The following is a 1133-nucleotide window of genomic DNA, read 5'->3' as shown; positions in this document are numbered from 1 at the left end:
CATGGCCTGTAATCGGCATCTGGTTTACTGCACTGGGCATCAGCACCATGGCATTTAACCTCAACGGTTTCAACTTCAACCAGAGCATCATTGACTCACAAGGTCACGTGATCAACACCTGGGCTGATGTACTAAACCGCGCTAACTTAGGTTTCGAAGTAATGCACGAGCGTAACGCTCACAACTTCCCTCTAGACCTAGCTGCGGCTGAAGCTACTCCTGTAGCTTTGACTGCTCCAGCTATCAACGGTTAATACCAAGTTGGCATAATCTACTTGATTAGAAAAAAGCGCTCTCCAGATGGGGAGCGCTTTTTTGTTTGTCTATCATTAGTCATTGCTTCTTGGTCCTAGTGGCGTACGCGTTTGGCCGTAGGCCAAGGTCAACCGCTATTTTTGTTTTTTAATATCATTTTAATCTTTATTTGTCAATACTTACGTAATATAAGTCTTACTTATTTACATTATTTAATAAGCTGAGGGGAAATTACTCTCAAACCCCTTTACAAAACTTTAGATATTACTTAATATATATACATGAAGGCAAAAACAAGCCTTACGAACCTCGATAAATACATATTCATACCCGCAATCATACGAACATGACTACTGTACTACAGCAGAGCAACACCTCTGTGTGGTCTCAGTTCTGCAATTGGGTCACCTCTACTAACAACCGCCTCTATGTAGGTTGGTTTGGTGTATTAATGATCCCAACCCTGCTAGCTGCTACCACCTGCTTCATCATTGCATTCATCGCTGCTCCTCCTGTGGACATCGATGGTATCCGCGAGCCTGTTGCTGGTTCCTTGATGTACGGAAACAACATCATCTCTGGTGCTGTTGTTCCTTCTTCTAACGCCATTGGCCTACACTTCTACCCAATCTGGGAAGCTGCTTCCCTAGATGAGTGGCTCTACAACGGTGGTCCTTACCAGTTGGTAGTGTTCCACTTCCTGATTGGTGTATTTGCCTACATGGGTCGTGAGTGGGAACTGAGCTACCGCTTAGGTATGCGTCCTTGGATCTGCGTAGCTTACAGCGCACCTGTTGCAGCTGCTAGCGCCGTATTCTTGATCTACCCAATTGGACAAGGTTCTTTCTCCGATGGTATGCCTCTAGGTATCAGCGGAA

General features: G+C 45.1%; 2 pseudogenes. Both read left to right on the top strand.

The window, feature by feature from the left end:
• Positions 1-254: pseudogene (locus F6K52_RS36630) on the top strand (photosystem II q(b) protein); the annotation flags it as partial.
• Positions 255-601: 347 nt separating this feature from the next.
• A pseudogene (locus F6K52_RS36625) lies at positions 602-1133 on the top strand (Photosystem Q(B) protein 1); the annotation flags it as partial.

This window comes from Moorena sp. SIO3H5, from assembly GCF_010692395.1.
Lineage (GTDB): Bacteria > Cyanobacteriota > Cyanobacteriia > Cyanobacteriales > Coleofasciculaceae > Moorena.
The sequence above is the reverse complement of the archived record's forward strand: the minus strand, read 5'-3'. Positions and strand labels throughout refer to the sequence as shown.